The sequence below is a fragment of the Paenibacillus sp. FW126-R14 genome (assembly GCF_058789495.1).
The window spans coordinates 16,699-31,593 of record NZ_JBYTBS010000043.1 but is presented as its reverse complement, the minus strand read 5'-3'; the positions used below and the strand labels follow the sequence as shown (position 1 = coordinate 31,593).

The following is a 14,895-nucleotide window of genomic DNA, read 5'->3' as shown; positions in this document are numbered from 1 at the left end:
CCTTCTTTAATTGGCGATGCGCAGCGATGTTTTGACGATGACCATGGCATTGGCAATCGTGACTCTGTAGCCTAGTTTAACAGCCTCGGACACAAGGGTCAGAACCTGCTCCTGATTCAGCCGGGAGGCCGGAAAAAAGGTTCGGTAGATGGCAAGCACATCCTCGTGCACCTTGTCCAAAATTTCAAACGGAGGAAGCACAGCCTTATAATACTCATCGATGAAAGCATCGCTATCAATGAAAACATCCTCTGCGGGCAGCCCGTAGCCCCTTGCTTCCAGCACCATTTTGGCCATACGATTGCCTTTAATCGCTGCATAACAAACAATATTGTCTCTCAGCAACCGCGCCTCGGCCAGATCTAAAGCGCGCAGCTGCGGCATTTCTCCTGTGAGGAAAACCTCCCACATTGTTTCCAGCATAACCTGTGTATTTTGTAAAAGCGTGTCCGCTTTGTCATCTATCGCGACTTTGGCTTTTAATAATATCGTTTCGCTGTTATCATTTAACGTCGTATTCACAATCGCCATATACGAGTCCAGCTTGGCTTGGCTGCGCTTGAATGCCGCTCTTTCTTGAGCGACCGCACCTTTTTCCAACTGCTCGTTTACAGCCTGAACGATTTCTTTCTGCTTGCTTACATACCAAGAGAAACGGCCCGCACCTTGCTCAAAGGACCCTTCAATCCAAAAAACAGGGCGCCTGTCGATCGTGTCGATCCCCCAGTCCGTTATGCTTAGCAGCGGAAAAAGCGCCATCGCTTTTTTATTTTGGTGAAGGAATGCGATATAATGATTCGTCACCGCAAGATAGCCCTGTCCTTGTCCAAGGAAATAAGCATCTGTAAGGAAATGCGGCGCTTGTTTGGTTTGCTCCCGAACATGCGTGACTGCTCTCGTTTTATGCAAAAATTGAATGCCTTGCAAGAAGATCCTGCGTGTGTATCGAAACGTTAAGAACTCCCATGAATTTCCCATTTTCCAAAAGCACCCGCTTTCATCTGTGTGAGAAGCATCATCTCGATGTAATTGCTTTTATCATACCTTTTTTGGGGTTACACAAAAGTTACAGGGAGGCACCTTCCCCTTAGGCGCAAGGAAAATTAACCGGCTGCGTTTCTTTTGTTTTTGTTAACATGATATATTGATAGACATACACGATTAGATCGGCATGCGAATGTATTGAAAAAGGAGGTCATTGCTATGAACAAAAAGCCAAACAATCATCAAAGTCCAAGAAAAAACCAAAATCATAACCCTAAGCTCAAAATCGGCAAAAGCCCGACGCATAAACCTGTTTCAACCAAAGCGGCCACGGAGGGCAACACACGCCAATATACGGTTAAGGAGCCTATGGAGCTGCTGCCCTTTTTATTAGAAAAGCTGTCCGGCGCAGGCCGTAATTCCGTGAAAGCCACGTTGGCCCGCGGGCAAGTTTCCGTGAACGGAAAAGCCGTCACTGCTTACAATCACCCGCTGAAACCCGATCAAACGGTAACTGTCAGCAAAGAAAAAATCGTAGAAAATATTCCGCTGGCCGGAATGTCCATTCTGCATGAAGACGAGGATGTCATCGTCATTCAAAAGGATTCGGGGCTTCTATCGATCGCCACCAACCCGGAGGAAAACCAAATTACCGCCTATCGCCAGCTCACGGCGCATGTGCGGAACCATGATCCGAAGGCCCGGATTTTTGTCGTACACCGGCTCGACCGGGATACGTCCGGCGTCATGATGTTCGCTAAAAACGAAAAGGCCCAGCAGCACTTGCAAAATACATGGCAGGAAAGCGTGAAAGAGCGCACTTATGTTGCTTTGGTAGAAGGCATGGTTAAGAAGCAAGAAGGAACCGTTTCTTCCTGGTTGAAGGAGCATGCCAAATCTCTCAAAATGTATTCGACGCCTTATCCGAACGACGGCCAGCATGCCGTTACGCATTACAAAACGCTGCAAGCGAACCGCAGCTTCTCCCTGCTTGAAGTCAATTTGGAAACGGGACGGAAAAATCAGATCCGCGTCCATATGCAGGACATCGGGCACCCTGTAGTCGGCGATAAGAAGTATGGCTCGAAAACAAAAGAAATCGGCCGTCTCGGACTCCATGCGCGCGTGCTTGCCTTTTTGCATCCGACAACAAGCCAACTGCTGCGTTTTGAAACGAACATTCCGAAGGTATTCATGAACCCTTTCCGTGAAATGCCGGCAAAAAAATAATAGGAGACTGTAGAAGATGCGAATTGTTGTGCTAGATGGTTATACATTGAATCCCGGCGATTTGGATTGGGATGGCTTGCATGCACTAGGCGAAGTAGTTATCTATGACCGTACGGCCGAAGATCAGATTATAGACCGTGCGGCGGACGCCGAAATCGTGTTAACGAACAAGACGCCGCTCTCCGCAGCCACGCTTGAGCGGTTGCCAAAGCTCCGCTATATCGGCGTCCTGGCGACGGGCTATAACATCATTGATTTGCAAGCGGCTAAGGAGCACGGCATCCTTGTGACGAATGTTCCTGCTTACAGCACGCAATCGGTTGCTCAGTTGGTATTTGCTTTACTGTTGGAGTTTTGCCATCGGGTACAGCGGCATAGCGACAGCGTCGTGAACGGGGACTGGGCCAGCTCGGTCGATTTCAGCTACACGGTATCTCCGCTCACGGAACTAAGCGGCAAAACCATAGGGCTCATCGGGCTAGGCCAAATCGGCAAGCAAACTGCGCTCATCGCACAGGCGATGGGGATGAAGGTGCTTGCGACAGGCAGCGGCAGACGGACGCCTGAGCCGGTCGAGGGTCTTACTTGGGTGGGGCTGGAGGAGCTTCTCCGGCATTCCGATGTGATCTCTCTCCACTGTCCTTTGACACCGGAGACCAAAGAACTTATCAAAGCAGAGCGAATTGCACTTATGAAGCCTACGGCTATATTGTTAAATACGGCAAGAGGCGGCCTTCTGAACGAAGCCGATGTTGCGCAGGCACTGAACGAAGGGCGTCTGGGTGGAGCCGGGCTTGACGTGTTGACGCTAGAGCCACCAGCGCCGTACAATCCTTTGCTGCATGCCCGCAATGTGCTTATTACCCCGCACATCGCCTGGGCTACCAAAGAAGCGCGAGCGAGGCTGATGGCCACTGCCGTCCTCAATGTGCGTGCTTTTATTGACGGGCAGCCGCAAAATTTGATCGGGTAAATAGAGAGGGGACCGAGATTCCATGGTTATTGGAATCTCGGTCCCCTTTTGTGTGCCTTGCTGCTATTTCAATAGTGCCGCATAATCCAACTGCGGCACGATTCCTGCCTCTGCCGCCCGCTGAAGCAAGGTCAAGACAGCGCCATAGCCGTCATCGCCGAGATTAGCGGTGAACTCGTTCACATACAGGTCGATGTGCGCTTGCGCGACCTGAGGGTCCATCTCCTGCGCGTGCTGCATCACGTAGTCACGCGAAGCTTCCGGATGCGCCCACGCGTATTGAACGGAGGCGCGGGCCCAGCCCGCAAGCGCCTCCAGATCCATCGAGCGCCGCGCGACAATGGCGCCGAGCGGGATCGGCAAGTTGGTGTCCTCTTCCCACCAACTGCCCAGATCTTTGAGAAGCGCTAACCCGTACGACGGGTAAGTAAAGCGCGCTTCATGAATCACGAGGCCGGCGTCGATGAGGCCGTCCCGTACGGCTGGCATGATCTCGTGAAACGGCATGACCACGATTTCACCGACGCCGCCGGGGACGTTCTGTGCCGCCCACAGGCGGAACAGCAAGTACGCGGTCGAGCGCTCGCTTGGCACGGCGACCCGGCGGCCGCTGAGCTGGGCCGGGTCAGGCGTTGTGCCGCCGGACTGCGTCAGCACCAGCGGACCGCAGCCTCTGCCCAAAGCGCCGCCGCAAGGCAGCAGCGCATACTCCTCCAGCACCCATGGGAGTGCAGCGTAAGAGATTTTGAGCACATCGGGGCCAGTGCCCTCTGCGGCCAGCCGATTCGTAATGTCGATATCGGCATATAAGACATCCAACTCCGGAGCGCCGGGGATTAAGCCATGCGCCCATGCATGGAATACAAAAGTATCATTAGGACAAGGTGAATACGCAATTTTCATCTTAAAGCACCTCCGCTAGGACTGAACTTGCTGCTTCTAGAGCTTTTAAAGCATCGCCGATGCGCCAGGCATCGCGATCACGGGGACCTACCGCGTTGGAAATCGCGCGGATTTCGATCACAGGCACGCCGCGCAGCGCTGCGGCCGTCGCAATGCCGAAGCCTTCCATGGCTTCGGCTGCGGCTCCCGGCACGCGTGCCGCCAGCCGGGCCTGCGTAGCGGCCGTCCCGGTGGCTGTCGCTACCGTGAGCACCGGCGCAGTGCGCGCCTTAAGGCCGGCGGCTGTGAGCGCCGCCGTCAACCGCTCGGCTGTGCCCGGGTCGACGCTGATGCGCGTCGACCCGAAGCCGAGCTCATCCAGGGAGCTGTAGCCATCCAGCAGCTCCACACCAAGATCCGCGGCGATGATCTCGCTCGCGACCACAAGCGATCCGATCTCCGCTTGTCCCGGGAACCCGCCGGCAATACCAGCGATAACTACCAAATCATATTGTGCGGCAGCGAGCACCATTGCGCCATTAGCGGCTGCTGCCGCAAGCCCTACGCCGGCCAAGGCGAACTCAAACCGGCTGTCATGGCCAAGTCCACGCTGTACGGCGTCTCTTTCAGGCGCTACTGCCGTCATAATTAGTACACGCATTGTTAGGCCTATCCCCTTTTTAATCAATCACCATGATGAACGCTATATAGATTATTTTACATGACCAGGACCAAATAAGAAACTTTTTGAACATTTCCGCCATAGCCGTATTGACTTCCCAATCTAATTTAATTATCATCTAATTAGATTAATGTCTAATTAGATTTAGAGAGGTGCTGCCACCATGCAGTTAGATAAAATTATCACCTACCACAAAGCGCTCTCCGACGCGACGCGTATACGCATGCTCATTTTGCTGGGGGAAGGAGAGCTGAACGGGCAAGTGTTAGCCGACAAATTGGGGGTTACGCCCGCTACCATCACCCATCATGCCGCTAAGCTTCGCGAGGCCAGCCTCATTCATGAACGCAGAGAAAAGAACACGATTTACTTTGCCTTGAACGAATATTTTATTCGCAGCAACGCCAGCGCTACAGCCGATCTCATTTTCAAACATCAGAAAGGAGGGTCATCGCTGCCCATGAAAGATACAGACGCCAATCACAACCTCAAGCAGTCCGTCATTCGCAACTTTATTACGCAAGACGGCAAACTTAAGCATATCCCTTCTCAGCTCAAAAAAAAGCTCATCGTACTGGAGCACTTCATCGGACAACTCGAAAAAGGTCGCACGTATACCGAGAAGGAGCTTAACACTTGGATTAAAAACTACCATCCCGATTTCGCAACGATTCGCCGGGAATTTATCATGCATCAATTTATGTTCCGGGAAAATGAAGTGTATGAATTGAATCCGCCCGAGATGTGGGCCAAGTGGGAAAACTTATCTTGATCGGCTAGGGACAATTTAAAGCACTTGAACAATTATAACACAAATGTTATAATATAACGAAAACGTTATATTTGAAACCTAAAAACAAAATAAACGAGGTGCATTCATGTATAAGATTATTCTTTACGAGGATGCCCGCGGCAACTGTCCATTTCTTGATTTCCTTAATACTCTCGATATTCAAGCAAAATCAGATAAGAAAGCAGCTGGTCTAAGAAAAAAGATTAACTACTGCATTGATCTGATTAAATTCGGGGGTACTCGCGTCGGAGAAAAGTTTACCAAACAAATTGACGGCAAATTATGGGAACTTCGCCCGGACGATCATAGAGTTTTCTTCTTCATGTGGAATGGGAATCATATTGTACTGTTACATAGCTTCCGCAAGGAAACTCAAAAAACTCCGCAGCATGAGATCGAAAAGGCGATAAGAGAAATGAATGATTGGACAAAGCGCATGGGGCTTGGAGTAGATCGATAAGCGCCTCCCGTCTCCATGAATACCTTTTTATTTTACAAAGCTAAAAAGAGGTGATATACACATGCGTAATTGGGACGATGTTAAGTTTAACAGCTCGTCTGTCCCCGAGGAGGAGCTTCGGGCCTTAGAATTTACAGCCATGCTCGTAGCGAAGATCATTCTGAGAAGAAAAGAGCTCGGCATGACCCAAACACAATTAGCTGAAGCGACAGGTCTAAAACAATCCGCAATCGCGAGAATAGAAAGTGCAAAAAGTATCCCGCGTATCGATACAATTCAAATATTAGCTAAAACTCTGGGAATGAAACTAGACTTGATCATTGATGAAGAAGCTGCCACAGCAATGGCTTATGCTTAAGCGTCATTTATCATCCCGCTCGAACACTTATATGGACACGTCCCCAATTAAAAAAAGCAAATCAGGACATTCATCCATACGCCCTCTAGATGAATGACATATATTGATTTTGTGAAGGGAGGGATAGACATGAGTTGTGAAACTGTAACACCCTACTACAATAGCGCGGCTGTTGTCCTCGTTTTGTTCATCCTCTTGGTTATCGTTCTTAGTACTTTTGGTTTTGGCTGGTAATAACGGGATAGCGGCTGAGACGATGAATTCGTTTCGGCCGCTTACTTTTTTGTGAGCTTTTACGCTATAATGAAAGCCTACAGCATGCTTTGCATGTATGACCTATTCAGGATGGAGACGAGGATTTGTGGCTACTCCGATTTTGACCATTGTGGTCCCTTGTTATAACGAAGAAGAAGTTCTTCCGGAAACGGTATTCCGGCTTAGCGGCGTGCTTGACGCCCTCATCTCGGATCAACTGGTTGCAAGCACCAGCACTATGCTCTTGGTTGATGATGGCAGCAAGGACGCTACTTGGTCGCTTATCGAACGTTTTCACGCCTCCAACTCTTTCGTTACCGGGCTTAAGCTAGCCCGCAATGCCGGCCATCAAAGCGCCTTGCTTGCCGGTCTTATGCAAGCCAAAGCTTATTCCGATTGCGTCGTATCCATCGATGCCGATTTGCAAGACGACACCGACGCTATTCGCGAGTTTGTCCTCAAATTCCGCGAAGGCTACGATATTGTATACGGTATCCGTCAGGACCGGTCCGCAGATACCTTTTTCAAACGGGCGACTGCGCAAGGCTTCTACAAGCTGATGACTTCCCTTGGGGTGAAAATTCATTACAACCATGCGGATTTTCGCTTGATGAGCAAGCGTACCCTCGACAATTTGGAAAAATTCCAAGAGGTTAACTTATTCCTGCGCGGCATGGTGCCTTTGCTGGGCTTCCCGTCCACTCAGGTGTACTATGACCGGAAAGAACGATTCGCCGGAGAATCCAAGTATCCGCTGCGCAAAATGCTTGCCTTCGCTTTCGATGGCATCACCTCTTTCAGCGTGACACCGATCCGATTCGTAACCGTGATGGGTTTCGTCCTATTCCTGCTCAGCGTGTGTGCCGGCATCTACGCCATTATCGGGAAAATGCTGGGAGCCAATGTCACAGGCTGGACTTCGCTGATCCTGTCTGTCTGGTTCATCGGCGGGGTACAGCTTCTGGCCCTCGGCTTAATTGGCGAATACATAGGAAAAATATATAAAGAAGTGAAGCAGCGGCCGCTTTTTGTCATTGAAAAAGAATTAAAAGGGAGCTCACAGGAACAAGCGGAGCTGCCTGCTGCCGCCCAGGCTATCCCTGCCGCTGCGGTCCGTCGATAACATGGCACAACGATTACGGGCTTTATTGTCAGGCAGCTTCATCCGTTTTCTACTTGTCGGCGTGTTCAATACATTGGTAGGTCTCTCCGCCAGCTTCGCTTTCTTTAATTTGCTGCATCTGAATTATTGGATCTCGACATTTGCGGGCAACACCATCGGCGCCGTCGTCAGCTATACACTCAACCGTACGTTTACATTTCGCTCGAGGGCAAGTGTCGGCAGCAGTTGGTGGAAATTTGCCATCGTTATTTTCAGCTGTTATGGCTTGTCTTATGGCAGCAGTCTATTATTGGTTGAAGCCGCAGCCTCCTTATGGCCAGACATGCCGGCGGATTTGGCGCATAATGCGGCCATTTTGCTTGGAAATGGCATGTACACCATTGGCAATTATTTGGGGCATAAATATTTTACATTCCGGACTAATGGTCTTTCGGGCAGCAGGGTATCCTAATCACCAAGAGGTGATGCCTAATGGCACGTAGAAGAAGCAACCGGGCCATCGTGCCCGGATCGGAGCACGGACTTGGAATGCTCAAGGCTCAGGTGATGCAAAACCAAGGCTATAAAGTGAATCCGGAGCGTCCTGACTTAGTCAAATACGAGGTTGCCCGAACGCTCGGCGTTCCCCTGCAGCAAGGCTACAACGGCCAATTAAGCTCGGAAGACGCCGGCAAAGTCGGCGGACCTATAGGCGGTGCCATGGTGAGGGAACTTGTGCGGATGGCGCAGCAGCAATTGGCGGAGCAGCGTCCGCCCCAATAACTCGCTTTGGGATCGATTGCCATAATCCGCCGCTGGTTCACATAAACTAATAGCAAGCTGCTTGCAGCGCTATTTTCTATGTAAAAGTCAGGTGATGATGGCCAATGAATCCTCCAGGCAACCGTCCGCCAAAGCCCGATTGGAAAGGGCTCTCGGCGCAAGCCGGCGATGTGCTTGGCCCCGAATTTTGGCAGGACATTGCCAGTATCATCCCGTTAACCGGGCCAAGAATTGATATGTATGAGACTCCGCAGGAGATGGTGGTTGTCGCTGAAGTTCCCGGGTTATCCTCACCCGAGCAAATTCAAATTTCTTTCCGGGATCAATCGCTTTTAATGCGTGGAATGCTTGTTCGCCCCTATCAGGTGCTTGATGAGCAGATGAGACTTTCCGAGCGTTTCTTTGGCGCCTTTGAGCGCGTCATTCGCTTGCCCGGCAGAGCTCAGACCGAGCAAATGCGGGCCCAGTATCATAACGGGCTGCTCATTATTCGAATTCCTCTGGCGCCGCCCGATGGGGAAAAAGTAATTCCTATTCAGTTCACATAACGCTCGACCGCCCTGTGCCCGCCGGTGACGCCGTCACCTGCCCGCTAAGAGATAAGGTTGAGCGTTATTTGTTATGCTTTTTGGGAAAAGAGATATGAATCTCCGTTTGTCCCCATATAAATAAAAAATAGAAATGCGGATATGGAGGGGATTATTGTGGTGCGCATCCAATTTCAATCAATTCATATCGACAGCCTGGCGGATTCATCCAGTGTAAACAAGGGCACGAATCGGATATATGGCAAGCGGGACTTCTCCAAAAGCAATCAGGGGCTCGGAGCCGTACATGGCGAACGCAATGTCATTATAGGCGGCAAGCATGCCGTTGACGATGGCGATTTTTTTGATTATAAACCCTTTATACGAAAGAGCTGAGAAACGATCATGTGGTTTCAAAAGAAAAAATCGCCGCCTCCCAAAGCGCAAGAAGCGAAAGCAGCGAAACCAGTGACACCGGTGACACCGCCGCCAGCTGAGGCAGCACCTCCTGTTAGAACGGAGCCTGTCTCAGCTCCCGCCTCTTCCTTAACCATTCAGCAGTTCGAGAGACGCCTGAAGAAATTAGAAGAGGAATTAGCCAGTCTGACCGCCAAACATCCGCAGATTCATATAGATGCCCTGCATATTCATCAGCCTGTTTTAGAAAATTTAACTTTTCGCTTGGATCATTTGGATATTAAGGAATTGAGCGGCTCCTTTAACTTGGGGAACAATTTTGGAGCCAAGCCGAACGAGAAGAAAGGCCCTCTCGATGAAGCTTTTAAACACGTTCAAGTGTCCAAAGAGCCTGCGACTGCCGCTTCCCGATCAACCCGCAGCGATAAGCCGCCCGCTGCCGCAGAGTCCGGCCGCGACAGCGCCGCGCCTGCACCGGAGCGAACCTCCACCGGCTACCGGTACACGCCACCATCCAAAACGAAATGAGGTGTTTCCCCTTGTCATCGTTCATGTCGCCAACGTTTATTATCGGCTCGATCCGGATCGGATCGGTGGAAAGTGCTTCCTGCATCAATATGGGTAACAATTGGCCAACCGATTTTCAAAGCAATCAAAAGACCGTACAAGGATTTGGCGCTGTTGAAGGCGACAACAATCAGTTAGTCGGAACCCGTTCCATGCTCAATGATTCCGATTTTCTGGATATGCTCAATGTCGGCGATAACGAAACACCCGAATGGCTGCAGGAGATGATTACAGCGCAGGCGGCAGCCTCCGGATTTACCCCGGCTGCAGCTGCAGGCAAGCCTCCGGAGGAGGTGGCCAGTACGCCGCAGGCTTCGGACTAAAGCCGCTGAAAGCGCGCGCTTCAGACCCGGCCTATAATGAGATCCCCTTTCGTGTAAGGCGCATCAATAATGTCATTATCATGAACCGTGTTGAGATTGTTAACCACATAATTGTTCTCGCCTTTTACTTCGCCAATACCGGAATTTTCCTTGCTGCTTGTCGCCCAGTACATTTGTGCATTCGTACCGATAAAAATACCGGAACAATCCGATATCGCATTCACATGAATGGCATCGAATTGAATGAGCGGCGGGTCCGGAGGAAGCACCGGAAAAGCGGCTTTCTGCATATGGCTCACCCCTTTTTCTGCTAGGCTTGATTCGTGACGGCCGGTTTGAAGTCCTGATCGTTAATCGGAGCATCGATAAAGTCGTTGTCGAAGATTACATTCAGGACATTGACGGATATGACATTGCCGACGAACTCTCCTGTTCCGTAATTGTTTTTACTGTGCGAATCCCAGCTCGACTGTGCATTCTCACCGATTCCGATGGTGGCATTTGTATTCTGATTATTGATGTTAATCATGTTAAAAACAATGGAACTCGGCATACTGCTCACTCCTATCATGGGTTGACAAGGCTATGGGATGAATCCTGTATGCTAGCCTATTCAATCGTCACCGGATTGGTGTACGAATCGCCAGATGATCGTGAATAAGAGGAGTTCATTCAACCGTTTGGGTCCCTTTACGCAAAAAGAGGGCTGCAGCGAAAGCAATCTTTCGCGTGCAGTCCTCTTATTTGATCTTACCAGAAGAATCCAGGTCCGCCGAAACCAAACCCAGGGCCAAAGCCACCCCCAAAGCCACCACCAAAGCCTCCATAACCAAAGCCGCCATATGCAAAAGGTGAAGTACCGATTGCTAACAGGTCAAACAGTACCAATGGGATGATCGCCTTAACTTGAGCTTTTTTGCCTTTTTGTTGAGAAACAATCAATGTGTTTCCACTGACTCTCATCAATTTGCCGGACACGCTTGTTCCATCTTTCTTAATAGCCACAATCTGTTTACCGACCAATTTAAGAACGTCCTCTTTACGAATATGGGATGTCATGAACGTCTACCTCCTTTTATCCATCAGGGATACATTGCTCTACAGTGTACTCCTGTGTAGGTAAGAACGCTTGGATAGCTGTCCACCCCTCGTAAAAATGGTCGATTGTCCGTAAAAAAATACCGCATTTCCAGGCCATACGGCTAGAAAAACGGTATTGTATCCATCATGTGCTTACGCTTTGCGAATTTTTCCAAGCTCTGTCGTAATCGCATCGATCTCGCTGATACTGAATTTATCTTTGCTGATGACCATGTCATACAAGTCTTTCAAATCCTCATACACGTCTTCCTTCACATTCGAGGCCTTAATGGAGCCTCCCGTCGCCATGCGCAGCTTCTTCTTTATTTCTTCAAACATAAATTCCACGTTTTCTTCCGACCAAGTGTTCAAATTCATTGTAAAACCCCTCATCCTTCCCAGCTGTTCTTTTTCCTATATTAATGCACATGGGGGCTAATGTAAAATACAAGCTTCATAACCGGCAAAAAAAAGAAGAAAGACCGTCGCCTTTCTTCCTTACCTGTTTATATGGCATTTGTGAACGGTACATGCGAACTTACCATTTTGACAAGCGGCCGCTGCTGCTGATAAGAGTCGAATTCAAGGCTTACACAGATGAGGCGAATGTGCTCTTCAGCCAGTTTCCGGGCATCTTCATAAGTAAGTTTAAACTGAATACAGTACGATATGAGACCGTGTAAAGACATAAACAAATTCCAAGGAAGCGTAAACTTTCTGTTTTCGAATCCAGGCTGGTCTGCCACGACCTGACGAACGACGATGGAAAACATTTCAAGGCATTGTGCTTGCTCGGTACGGGAATACTGCTGCAGTTCAGGTTCATTCAGCATGAACATCATTTCATAGTGATTCGGATTGCTAAGACCAAACCAGACGAACTCCATCATTAACTTTTGAAGCAAATTCACGCTAAATCCATGTTCGCGAACGATCATTTCCCGCTGACGCTGCATCAGCATGGAGAAGTCGTCTTTAATTAACGCGTAAAACAGTTCCGCTTTTTCAGTAAAATGATAATATAGCGCTCCATGACTGTAACCCATTGCTTTTGCGATGCTGCGCATCGTTAAAGCGCGATAGCCAAAAGTAGCGAATAATTCCCGCGCCTCGGCAAGTATTCGTTCTCTGCTAAGCTCTTGTGCGACTGCTTTCCTAGCCATTCCTATCCCTCCGCATCCTTAGCCTATTTAATTTTGTTTAGTCTCGAACCTGCCTATCCGGGCAGGTTCTTGTGAACAATGTACTCGTTCTCTCCAGCGATAATCATGCCTTGACCTTGCGTAATATCTGTAGCCCAGTTGATAAATGACGCCGCTTCCGCTGCCAAAGGATAGCAAGTTACCGATACCTTATCGGTAAACGCAATATCCCCGAGAAGCATTCCCTGATTTCTCAGCTCGTTCTCGATTTTGCCATACCACGTATAATCAACCTCAATCGTCACTTTCTGATGATTCACTTTGTAGATCGGTTGTGCGGCTTCAATGCCCACCACGGCTCCATCCGTATATGCCCGAATGAGTCCGCCCGCGCCGAGCATGATGCCGCCGAAATAACGGGTTACGACAACTGCGATATTCTTGAGCCCTTGATGCTTGATCACTTCCAGAATCGGCTTGCCTGCCGTGCCGCTCGGTTCCCCGTCATCCGATTGCTTCTGAATCTGGTCTCTGTCCCCGATGACATAGGCACTGCAATTGTGCGTTGCCGCTTTGTGCTCCTTCTTGATCGCTTCAATAAATTGGGCAGCTTCTTCTTCTGACTCCACGGGTTTGGCATGACCGATGAAACGCGACTTCTTGATGATGATTTCCGACGATCCGTACGATTGGATAGTTTTGAAATGTGCTAGCATAGCCGACCTTTCTTGGTAGAAGGAAACAACTGTTTCATTACATTCTACACACATCTTTTGACTTCGACAATATAGAAAGAAAATTTACCACATAAATAATGGAAATTTACCGATAGAAAAAACGACCTATCCGATTGGATGGATCGTTTTCTCTGCCCTGCTTGAATTACTGCTGCAAGCGTGCTTCCAGCTCCGCTTTTTCTTTCTCATAGCCCGGTTTGCCCAAGAGCGCAAACATATTCTTTTTATAAGCTTCAACGCCCGGTTGGTCAAAAGGATTCACACCCATCAGGTAACCGCTGATGCCGCATGCTTTTTCAAAGAAATAAACCATATAACCGAAGGAGTAAGGCGTCATATCCGGCAGAGTAACGATCAGGTTCGGAACGTGTCCGTCCGTGTGGGCGAGCATCGTGCCTTGGAACGCCTTTTTGTTCACGAAATCCATCGTTTTCCCGCTCAGGAAGTTAAGACCGTCCAAATCATCGGCATCCGTACCGATCGTAATATGATCAGCCACTTGGTCAACTTGAATCACCGTTTCAAACAAAATGCGGTTGCCGTCTTGAACGAATTGACCCATCGAGTGAAGATCCGTCGAGAAATCAACTGAAGCCGGGTAGATGCCTTTGTAATCTTTCCCTTCGCTTTCCCCGAACAATTGCTTCCACCATTCGGATACGAAATGCAGGGACGGCTCGTAGTTCACGAGTATTTCAATCGTTTTGCCTTTGCGGTAAAGCGCGTTGCGAACGGCAGCGTACTGATACGCCTGGTTCTCGCTAAGCTTCGGATTCGCATACTCGCGCTGAGCGTCGGCAGCACCTTTCATGATCGCTTCTACGTCAATACCTGCCGTTGCGATTGGCAGCAAGCCAACAGCCGTCAGAACGGAATAACGTCCGCCTACATCGTCCGGAATGACGAAAGATTCGTAGCCCTCTTCATTGGCCAGCGTTTTCAAAGCGCCTCTCGCTTGATCCGTTGTTGCGTAGATCCGTTTGCGGGCAGCTTCTTTGCCATATTTTTTCTCCAGAAGCTCACGGAAAATACGGAAAGCAATCGCCGGCTCCGTTGTCGTACCGGATTTCGAGATGACGTTCACGGAGAAATCTTTGCCTTCCAATAGTTGAAGAAGGTGTGTCACATATGTAGAGGAAATGTTATTTCCTACGAAATAAATTTCAGGCGTTTTTCTTTTATCTTTAGGCAAAATGTTATAGAACGAATGGGACAGCATTTCAAGTGCAGCGCGCGCTCCCAAATAAGAACCGCCAATACCGATAACGACAAGCGCCTCGGAGTCGGACTGAATCTGTTTAGCCGCCGCTTGAATGCGAGCAAACTCCTCACGGTCATATTTCTCCGGCAGATCCACCCATCCTAAATAATCAGCCCCCGCACCTGTTTTGTTGTGCAGCTGTTCATGCGCCAGTTCTACCTGTGCAGACAAATAGTCAACCTCATGTTGGGATAAAAAGGATAATGCCTTGCTGTAGTCAAATTGTAACTTAGAGCTCAATATGCTCGCCTCCATCTCTATATTTTTCCTGTTCCTAGCATACTTATTTGCTTGTACAAAAGCAAGTAAGAAGGCATTCACAGGCAACATTTCCCATGA

23 protein-coding genes are annotated in these 14,895 nt (G+C 49.3%); 13 read left to right on the top strand and 10 right to left on the bottom strand.

What is annotated here, in order from left to right:
* Positions 1 to 6: 6 nt before the first annotated feature.
* Positions 7 to 909: a hypothetical protein gene (locus tag AC3WRW_RS23450; RefSeq protein ID WP_492548697.1), complete on the bottom strand. Its 903-nt coding sequence runs from the start codon at positions 907 to 909 to the stop codon at positions 7 to 9.
* A 294-nt stretch (positions 910 to 1,203) separates the two neighbouring features.
* On the opposite strand from AC3WRW_RS23450, the gene AC3WRW_RS23445 reads away from it, so the two are divergent.
* On the top strand, positions 1,204 to 2,214 hold the full coding sequence (locus tag AC3WRW_RS23445) for an RluA family pseudouridine synthase (RefSeq protein WP_492548696.1): 1,011 nt from the start codon (positions 1,204 to 1,206) through the stop codon (positions 2,212 to 2,214).
* A gap of 16 nt (positions 2,215 to 2,230) precedes the next feature.
* Positions 2,231 to 3,187 carry a D-2-hydroxyacid dehydrogenase gene (locus AC3WRW_RS23440; RefSeq protein ID WP_492548695.1) on the top strand — a complete coding sequence of 319 codons (957 nt, stop codon included), beginning with the start codon at positions 2,231 to 2,233 and terminating at the stop codon, positions 3,185 to 3,187.
* 63 nt (positions 3,188 to 3,250) lie between these two features.
* Here AC3WRW_RS23440 and AC3WRW_RS23435 read toward each other — a convergent pair whose 3' ends face one another.
* Together AC3WRW_RS23435 and AC3WRW_RS23430 are read right to left on the bottom strand one after the other, a co-directional pair.
* On the bottom strand, positions 3,251 to 4,090 hold the full coding sequence (locus AC3WRW_RS23435; protein WP_492548694.1) for a 1,4-dihydroxy-6-naphtoate synthase: 840 nt from the start codon (positions 4,088 to 4,090) through the stop codon (positions 3,251 to 3,253).
* 1 nt (position 4,091) lies between these two features.
* Positions 4,092 to 4,730 (bottom strand): futalosine hydrolase, encoded by a 639-nt coding sequence (locus AC3WRW_RS23430; RefSeq protein ID WP_492548693.1) that lies wholly within the window; start codon positions 4,728 to 4,730, stop codon positions 4,092 to 4,094.
* A 184-nt stretch (positions 4,731 to 4,914) separates the two neighbouring features.
* Here AC3WRW_RS23430 and AC3WRW_RS23425 point away from each other — a divergent pair, with 184 nt between their 5' ends.
* The 11 genes from AC3WRW_RS23425 (at position 4,915) to AC3WRW_RS23375 (ending at position 10,336) form a co-directional block, all read left to right on the top strand.
* Positions 4,915 to 5,523 (top strand): DUF2087 domain-containing protein, encoded by a 609-nt coding sequence (locus AC3WRW_RS23425; protein ID WP_492548692.1) that lies wholly within the window; start codon positions 4,915 to 4,917, stop codon positions 5,521 to 5,523.
* A gap of 106 nt (positions 5,524 to 5,629) precedes the next feature.
* On the top strand, positions 5,630 to 6,004 hold the full coding sequence (locus AC3WRW_RS23420) for a type II toxin-antitoxin system RelE/ParE family toxin (RefSeq protein WP_492548691.1): 375 nt from the start codon (positions 5,630 to 5,632) through the stop codon (positions 6,002 to 6,004).
* Positions 6,005 to 6,065: 61 nt separating this feature from the next.
* Positions 6,066 to 6,362 carry a helix-turn-helix transcriptional regulator gene (locus AC3WRW_RS23415; RefSeq protein WP_171683027.1) on the top strand — a complete coding sequence of 99 codons (297 nt, stop codon included), beginning with the start codon at positions 6,066 to 6,068 and terminating at the stop codon, positions 6,360 to 6,362.
* Positions 6,363 to 6,491: 129 nt separating this feature from the next.
* Positions 6,492 to 6,596, top strand: a complete 105-nt coding sequence (locus tag AC3WRW_RS23410) for a YjcZ family sporulation protein (protein WP_492548690.1) — start codon at positions 6,492 to 6,494, stop codon at positions 6,594 to 6,596.
* Positions 6,597 to 6,693: 97 nt separating this feature from the next.
* Positions 6,694 to 7,740: a glycosyltransferase family 2 protein gene (locus AC3WRW_RS23405; protein ID WP_492548689.1), complete on the top strand. Its 1,047-nt coding sequence runs from the start codon at positions 6,694 to 6,696 to the stop codon at positions 7,738 to 7,740.
* A gap of 1 nt (position 7,741) precedes the next feature.
* Positions 7,742 to 8,191, top strand: coding sequence for a GtrA family protein (locus AC3WRW_RS23400; protein ID WP_492548688.1), 450 nt, complete (start codon positions 7,742 to 7,744; stop codon positions 8,189 to 8,191).
* Positions 8,192 to 8,211: 20 nt separating this feature from the next.
* On the top strand, positions 8,212 to 8,502 hold the full coding sequence (locus AC3WRW_RS23395) for an alpha/beta-type small acid-soluble spore protein (protein WP_492548687.1): 291 nt from the start codon (positions 8,212 to 8,214) through the stop codon (positions 8,500 to 8,502).
* Between the two features lie 104 nt (positions 8,503 to 8,606).
* A complete protein-coding gene (locus tag AC3WRW_RS23390) occupies positions 8,607 to 9,050 on the top strand; it encodes an Hsp20/alpha crystallin family protein (protein WP_492548686.1) in 444 nt (147 codons plus the stop codon).
* 156 nt (positions 9,051 to 9,206) lie between these two features.
* Positions 9,207 to 9,425, top strand: coding sequence for a hypothetical protein (locus AC3WRW_RS23385; protein ID WP_492548685.1), 219 nt, complete (start codon positions 9,207 to 9,209; stop codon positions 9,423 to 9,425).
* Between the two features lie 9 nt (positions 9,426 to 9,434).
* Positions 9,435 to 9,974: a hypothetical protein gene (locus AC3WRW_RS23380; protein WP_492548684.1), complete on the top strand. Its 540-nt coding sequence runs from the start codon at positions 9,435 to 9,437 to the stop codon at positions 9,972 to 9,974.
* Positions 9,975 to 9,997: 23 nt separating this feature from the next.
* Positions 9,998 to 10,336, top strand: coding sequence for a hypothetical protein (locus AC3WRW_RS23375; RefSeq protein ID WP_492548683.1), 339 nt, complete (start codon positions 9,998 to 10,000; stop codon positions 10,334 to 10,336).
* Positions 10,337 to 10,356: 20 nt separating this feature from the next.
* Here the strand turns inward: AC3WRW_RS23375 and AC3WRW_RS23370 are convergent, their stop codons facing one another.
* From AC3WRW_RS23370 to AC3WRW_RS23340, 7 genes are all read right to left on the bottom strand, one after another.
* Positions 10,357 to 10,626 (bottom strand): hypothetical protein, encoded by a 270-nt coding sequence (locus AC3WRW_RS23370; protein ID WP_492548682.1) that lies wholly within the window; start codon positions 10,624 to 10,626, stop codon positions 10,357 to 10,359.
* A 20-nt stretch (positions 10,627 to 10,646) separates the two neighbouring features.
* Entirely contained in the window at positions 10,647 to 10,889 is a 243-nt protein-coding gene (locus tag AC3WRW_RS23365) for a spore germination protein (protein ID WP_492548681.1), read from the bottom strand.
* 197 nt (positions 10,890 to 11,086) lie between these two features.
* Positions 11,087 to 11,395 (bottom strand): hypothetical protein, encoded by a 309-nt coding sequence (locus AC3WRW_RS23360; protein ID WP_492548680.1) that lies wholly within the window; start codon positions 11,393 to 11,395, stop codon positions 11,087 to 11,089.
* Between the two features lie 174 nt (positions 11,396 to 11,569).
* Entirely contained in the window at positions 11,570 to 11,794 is a 225-nt protein-coding gene (locus tag AC3WRW_RS23355; protein WP_492548679.1) for a DUF1128 domain-containing protein, read from the bottom strand.
* A gap of 128 nt (positions 11,795 to 11,922) precedes the next feature.
* The gene (locus AC3WRW_RS23350; RefSeq protein WP_492548678.1) at positions 11,923 to 12,579 is read right to left on the bottom strand and encodes a TetR/AcrR family transcriptional regulator; all 657 of its coding nucleotides are present in this window, start codon (positions 12,577 to 12,579) and stop codon (positions 11,923 to 11,925) included.
* A gap of 53 nt (positions 12,580 to 12,632) precedes the next feature.
* On the bottom strand, positions 12,633 to 13,274 hold the full coding sequence (locus AC3WRW_RS23345; RefSeq protein ID WP_492548677.1) for a YigZ family protein: 642 nt from the start codon (positions 13,272 to 13,274) through the stop codon (positions 12,633 to 12,635).
* 166 nt (positions 13,275 to 13,440) lie between these two features.
* Entirely contained in the window at positions 13,441 to 14,796 is a 1,356-nt protein-coding gene (locus AC3WRW_RS23340) for a glucose-6-phosphate isomerase (protein ID WP_171683040.1), read from the bottom strand.
* Between the last annotated feature and the right edge of the window lie 99 nt (positions 14,797 to 14,895).

Coding starts and splice junctions, on each gene's coding strand:
- AC3WRW_RS23410 (WP_492548690.1), top strand. CDS start 6,492: ATGAGTTGTGAAACTGTAACACCCTACTACAATAGCGCGGCTGTTGTC.
- AC3WRW_RS23430 (WP_492548693.1), bottom strand. CDS start 4,730: ATGCGTGTACTAATTATGACGGCAGTAGCGCCTGAAAGAGACGCCGTA.
- AC3WRW_RS23365 (WP_492548681.1), bottom strand. CDS start 10,889: ATGCCGAGTTCCATTGTTTTTAACATGATTAACATCAATAATCAGAAT.
- AC3WRW_RS23350 (WP_492548678.1), bottom strand. CDS start 12,579: ATGGCTAGGAAAGCAGTCGCACAAGAGCTTAGCAGAGAACGAATACTT.
- AC3WRW_RS23395 (WP_492548687.1), top strand. CDS start 8,212: ATGGCACGTAGAAGAAGCAACCGGGCCATCGTGCCCGGATCGGAGCAC.
- AC3WRW_RS23435 (WP_492548694.1), bottom strand. CDS start 4,090: ATGAAAATTGCGTATTCACCTTGTCCTAATGATACTTTTGTATTCCAT.
- AC3WRW_RS23420 (WP_492548691.1), top strand. CDS start 5,630: ATGTATAAGATTATTCTTTACGAGGATGCCCGCGGCAACTGTCCATTT.
- AC3WRW_RS23375 (WP_492548683.1), top strand. CDS start 9,998: ATGTCGCCAACGTTTATTATCGGCTCGATCCGGATCGGATCGGTGGAA.
- AC3WRW_RS23380 (WP_492548684.1), top strand. CDS start 9,435: ATGTGGTTTCAAAAGAAAAAATCGCCGCCTCCCAAAGCGCAAGAAGCG.
- AC3WRW_RS23390 (WP_492548686.1), top strand. CDS start 8,607: ATGAATCCTCCAGGCAACCGTCCGCCAAAGCCCGATTGGAAAGGGCTC.
- AC3WRW_RS23415 (WP_171683027.1), top strand. CDS start 6,066: ATGCGTAATTGGGACGATGTTAAGTTTAACAGCTCGTCTGTCCCCGAG.
- AC3WRW_RS23440 (WP_492548695.1), top strand. CDS start 2,231: ATGCGAATTGTTGTGCTAGATGGTTATACATTGAATCCCGGCGATTTG.
- AC3WRW_RS23425 (WP_492548692.1), top strand. CDS start 4,915: ATGCAGTTAGATAAAATTATCACCTACCACAAAGCGCTCTCCGACGCG.
- AC3WRW_RS23355 (WP_492548679.1), bottom strand. CDS start 11,794: ATGAATTTGAACACTTGGTCGGAAGAAAACGTGGAATTTATGTTTGAA.
- AC3WRW_RS23345 (WP_492548677.1), bottom strand. CDS start 13,274: ATGCTAGCACATTTCAAAACTATCCAATCGTACGGATCGTCGGAAATC.
- AC3WRW_RS23370 (WP_492548682.1), bottom strand. CDS start 10,626: ATGCAGAAAGCCGCTTTTCCGGTGCTTCCTCCGGACCCGCCGCTCATT.
- AC3WRW_RS23445 (WP_492548696.1), top strand. CDS start 1,204: ATGAACAAAAAGCCAAACAATCATCAAAGTCCAAGAAAAAACCAAAAT.
- AC3WRW_RS23400 (WP_492548688.1), top strand. CDS start 7,742: ATGGCACAACGATTACGGGCTTTATTGTCAGGCAGCTTCATCCGTTTT.
- AC3WRW_RS23405 (WP_492548689.1), top strand. CDS start 6,694: ATGACCTATTCAGGATGGAGACGAGGATTTGTGGCTACTCCGATTTTG.
- AC3WRW_RS23360 (WP_492548680.1), bottom strand. CDS start 11,395: ATGACATCCCATATTCGTAAAGAGGACGTTCTTAAATTGGTCGGTAAA.